The sequence below is a fragment of the Psychrobacter sp. TB55-MNA-CIBAN-0194 genome (assembly GCF_040309505.1).
Taxonomy (GTDB): domain Bacteria; phylum Pseudomonadota; class Gammaproteobacteria; order Pseudomonadales; family Moraxellaceae; genus Psychrobacter; species Psychrobacter fozii.
Genome location: NZ_JBEOOW010000148.1, coordinates 1 through 286 on the forward strand (window position 1 = coordinate 1; position 286 = coordinate 286).

Here is a 286-nt window from a genome sequence, read left to right on the forward strand (position 1 = left end):
ATTTAGGATGGAAAGACCCGTTTGCCTCTGCTGTTTTTAGTAAAAGACAACGTACTTATAAGGCACTCGGTAAAAGTAGGATTGTAGCAACCCCAGGATTTATGGTTAACGGCAGCGGGTGGCAAGGTTGGTTTTATAAGCAAGCTATTCCTGTAGCTAAAGCCCCTTATTTAGGTAATTTAAAAGCGACTATAAACAATAGTAAAATTAATCTCGAATACGATACTGTTAATACCGAAGATAATACTAACCAAAACTTAATAGCCCATGTAGCTCTGTTAGGCTT

Annotated in this window: 1 protein-coding gene; it reads left to right on the forward strand. The window is 37.8% G+C overall.

Features of this window, described 5'->3' with window-relative positions:
• On the forward strand, nucleotides 1-286 hold a 286-nt coding region (locus AAEY75_RS14620), incomplete at both ends, for a DUF1223 domain-containing protein (RefSeq protein WP_352259968.1).